Here is a 3415-nt window from a genome sequence, read left to right on the forward strand (position 1 = left end):
AAAAATATCTTGAATTAAAAAGTTACTTATACTCCAGAAGGAAAAAGAATTTTAGCATCAAACTTAAAAGATTCAATTTAAATTAACACTGACTACAGGAAGGTCTAAGTTCCCGTAGCCAGCTAACCCTAAACCTAGGTTAAGTAGGAGTAAGGCTAATGAAAAAGTCTACCTTCCGCGTGCGCGTAATTGAAGCGCAAAATCAAATCATCGAGTTATTCGTTCGAACCTCACGCAATTTAACCCGTCGTCAGCGTGCCCGAATTCTCCAGCGAGTTGGGGGTGCGGCATGAAATACTTCAAAGCAACCATCATCACTAACGTTGACCACGAGAAGGGTAAGACAACAAATTCATCTATCTTTCCTCTGAGACGAAAATAGCTGCCAGAAATTGGCCTCTCAATATATCTTTGAGACTGACGGCGCAAACTGCTGTTTTTACAAATCGCCCAGATTGGAAGAAATTAGCGTTGAAGAGTATCTCGCTAATACCGAAAAACAGACGGATATTATCGAAAAACAGGGCATAGACCAGTTTTGCGCTTTACTCACGATATTTGGGGTTCAGGAAGAATACGACGAAGGCGAGATTCGCGATGCGGAGGATTTGTTGGCCAATCCATCAGAAGAGCCAGAGATTTTTGAGCAATATACCAATCTTCGTGAATTGTTGTCTGTGAAAATACAGGAAGCAGACAAAACTATCTCTTTAAGCGAAATCAAGGAAATAGCGATTCATCTTTTTGAGTGTGGAAAAAATAATGAGTTATCCACTAAATCTGTCGTTATGTCTGTGGAAAACGTGGGAGAAGCGGAAAAAAGCGAGGCGAATATAGTACCTGAAGAATTGGTTAATAATTACACAGAAGGGCAACAATTAATTAACTCAAAAGGTCACAAACATAGACGACAACTCTATCTTCTCTGCTTTTCCTCCCGTTAACGGAAAAATCATGAGCGGTGAAAATATCACGCTTGAGATGTTGAACGGCTGTGTGGATGCGTTGAAACCACAGAGAACTTGATTGTTCGCCGTTTGTCAAATAGCACTATCACGCGGCAAACGGTTATTCGAGTACGCAAATTAGGTTGGTGCAAAAGGCAGAGACAATAGCTGTGCTGGATTGGGACAAGGACGCACCGTTCAGGAAGGAAAAACAAGAGCGTTTTTGATTGGTGATGCGGTACATACGGCTATTCTTGAGCCGGAGAAATTTCCGCTAAGATATGTTTCTGCACCTGAGCTGGATTTGCGTACAAAGGATGGCAAAAAAACGCTATCCGATTTTGAGAAAAAAATCTAACATTGGCAAGGGTTGTTTTAAAAAAAGGAGGAATTTGAGGCAATCCAATTGATGCGTGATTCTGCGCTGGCTTACCCAATGGTTGAAGAGCTACTCGAAAACGGCGAACCAGAGGTTTCAATTTTCTATCGCACGGAAAAGGGGACGCTATTGAAAATTCGTCCTGATTTGTTGGGAATCTATTCAGATAAGCCTTTCTTGTTGGATGTGAAAACGACTGACAATTTTCAAGGTTTTGGGAAATCTGTTGATGAGTTTGGTTATCACATACAAGCGGAATTTTACCGTCTGATTGCTAATCAGGTATTTGGTCAAGCGATAGCTTTCACTTTCTGTGCAATTGGCAAAAACCCAGCTTATGGGCGTTTTCCTGTGAAACTTTGTGAACCCGACGACGAAGATAGCGAGCAGGGCGTATACGAAGTAAATCGTGTGATTGATATGCTAGAAAGCGTCATAGAAACCTACCCAATAGTCAAAATATCCCGTCCTTTCTGGGCAAAACAGGCGGATAGAAAACGCAGAGAAGCTTTGATGATGGAAGAGGGTGTAGCATGAATACCGGACTGGAAACCATGAACAACGTCTATGCCAATTTGCAATCGGTCATTACGCAGCAAGGCATAGCAGCCCTGTTACCTGCTCAGGTTACGCCTGAGCAGTTCACCCGAACCGCCGCAACCGCATTGATTGAAAATGCGGATTTGCAAAAGCCGATAAGCAATCACTGGTGCTGGCCTTAACCCGTTGCGCCAAAGACGGACTTATGCCTGACGGACGAGAAGCTGCTCTGATTGTCCGTAGTACCAAAGTCAATAATCAATTTGTGAAAAAAGCCGTCTACATGCCGATGGTGGACGGTGTTATGAAACGTGCCCGTCAATCCGGTCAGGTAGCCAATATCATTGCAAAGGTTGTCTATTCACAAGATGAGTTTGAATATGTGATTGATGAAAACGGCGAGCATTTAACCACCGTCCAGCGTTTTTTGAATGGTGATGAGGGTAGTAAAAGTCTATGCCTTCGCCAAACTCAATAGCGGTGAACTGGTTGTTGAAGTGATGAGTCGCGCTGACGTGGAAAAGATACGCGATACAGTGAAAAGCGCAAAAGACTACACAAGCCCTTGGGTGAAGTGGTTCGACAGAATGGCACTCAAGACAGTGATTCATCGCCTCGCTAGACGGCTTCCTTGCGCCTCTGAACTATTTTCGATGTTTGGGGTATACGAAGATGCAAATTCAACAGAAAAACCGCTCAGAATGGCTCCTACTTCGTTTAAACGGCTATCGATGAGGGATATTATCCGTGAGCGAAACGAAAAACTACGTCAAAAAGAAGAAACGGCGACAGATGTACAACCAGCAACTAATCCAAAATTGGACGCCGTATTAATCGCCCTCGACGATGCCACCGACGAAAAAACCTTGCTGAAATCGTTGAGCATTGTACCCTGTTGTCCGCTGAGTTGTCTGAGGACGAAAAATACAGCTTCGTGAAAAGATTAAGACTAGCAAAAAGCGGTTAATTCCAACCAACAAAGATAGCAATGTTTGGATGGCAAGACTGGCAAACGGTACGGGTGACGCTTGGCGATTTCGAGATGGTGAAATAGTCCACGGATTTTTCGAGGCTGAGAAAAAAGCCAAAGAGGTGGGCGCAGTATTGGAAAAACCGAGTCCTTACCGATTTAGTCCGAGTCATTAAAGTAAAAATGCCCCTGAGGTAAATAGGGGCGTTATTGCTAAAGCTGGATTATGATGTCTTAAATGTAATGATTAATATAGCGGGTTTGTTTGCCATAATTCAATCTGACGCGAGCAATTATTGAAGATATCCGATGAGTAAAAAATTCACCCCAACGCCCCATGATGCGGTATTTAAGCAGTTTTTAAGTGAAAAAGAGACCGCTAAAGATTTCTTTGATATCTGGCTACCGGATGAGATTAAGGCACTGTGTGACTTAGATAGCCTCAAAGTGGAATCTGGCTCATTTGTTGATAGTGAGATGAAAAACTACCAGAGTGATATCCTGTATTCTGTCAAAACAGAAAAGGGACAAGGTTATCTCTATCTGCTGATTGAACACCAATCAACCCTGACAAAGCTC

At 43.0% G+C, this 3415-nt stretch carries 7 protein-coding genes and 1 pseudogene; all 8 read left to right on the forward strand.

Translation table 11 applies throughout. From position 1 onward, the window contains the following. The first annotated feature begins 392 nt into the window (after positions 1–392). On the forward strand, positions 393–944 hold the full coding sequence (locus tag AYJ55_RS21055; RefSeq protein ID WP_063657798.1) for a hypothetical protein: 552 nt from the start codon (positions 393–395) through the stop codon (positions 942–944). A 181-nt stretch (positions 945–1125) separates the two neighbouring features. Further along, positions 1126–1305, forward strand: a complete 180-nt coding sequence (locus AYJ55_RS21060; protein ID WP_063657799.1) for a hypothetical protein — start codon at positions 1126–1128, stop codon at positions 1303–1305. Between the two features lie 36 nt (positions 1306–1341). After that, a pseudogene (locus AYJ55_RS21065) lies at positions 1342–1863 on the forward strand (PD-(D/E)XK nuclease-like domain-containing protein); the annotation flags it as partial. Next, positions 1860–2048: a hypothetical protein gene (locus AYJ55_RS33885; RefSeq protein ID WP_245677499.1), complete on the forward strand. Its 189-nt coding sequence runs from the start codon at positions 1860–1862 to the stop codon at positions 2046–2048. The pseudogene AYJ55_RS21065 and the gene AYJ55_RS33885, both read left to right, overlap by 4 nt. A gap of 23 nt (positions 2049–2071) precedes the next feature. Beyond that, positions 2072–2344, forward strand: coding sequence for a recombinase RecT (locus tag AYJ55_RS36675; RefSeq protein WP_483771133.1), 273 nt, complete (start codon positions 2072–2074; stop codon positions 2342–2344). Further along, positions 2304–2804: a recombinase RecT gene (locus tag AYJ55_RS21070; RefSeq protein WP_483771134.1), complete on the forward strand. Its 501-nt coding sequence runs from the start codon at positions 2304–2306 to the stop codon at positions 2802–2804. Before AYJ55_RS36675 ends, AYJ55_RS21070 begins: the two co-directional genes overlap by 41 nt. A 58-nt stretch (positions 2805–2862) precedes the next feature. Further along, positions 2863–3012 carry a hypothetical protein gene (locus tag AYJ55_RS31205; protein ID WP_187153352.1) on the forward strand — a complete coding sequence of 50 codons (150 nt, stop codon included), beginning with the start codon at positions 2863–2865 and terminating at the stop codon, positions 3010–3012. Between the two features lie 133 nt (positions 3013–3145). Next, positions 3146–3415 (forward strand): Rpn family recombination-promoting nuclease/putative transposase (locus tag AYJ55_RS21075; protein ID WP_162505790.1); only part of this gene is annotated, 270 nt, incomplete at its 3' end.

The organism is Candidatus Arsenophonus triatominarum (assembly GCF_001640365.1).
GTDB lineage: Bacteria > Pseudomonadota > Gammaproteobacteria > Enterobacterales > Enterobacteriaceae > Arsenophonus > Arsenophonus triatominarum.

What these genes read in the sequence shown, in the direction of transcription:
- AYJ55_RS33885 (WP_245677499.1), top strand. Translation starts at nt 1,860, where the DNA reads ATGAATACCGGACTGGAAACCATGAACAACGTCTATGCCAATTTGCAA.
- AYJ55_RS36675 (WP_483771133.1), top strand. Translation starts at nt 2,072, where the DNA reads ATGCCTGACGGACGAGAAGCTGCTCTGATTGTCCGTAGTACCAAAGTC.
- AYJ55_RS21070 (WP_483771134.1), top strand. Translation starts at nt 2,304, where the DNA reads ATGAGGGTAGTAAAAGTCTATGCCTTCGCCAAACTCAATAGCGGTGAA.
- AYJ55_RS31205 (WP_187153352.1), top strand. Translation starts at nt 2,863, where the DNA reads ATGGCAAGACTGGCAAACGGTACGGGTGACGCTTGGCGATTTCGAGAT.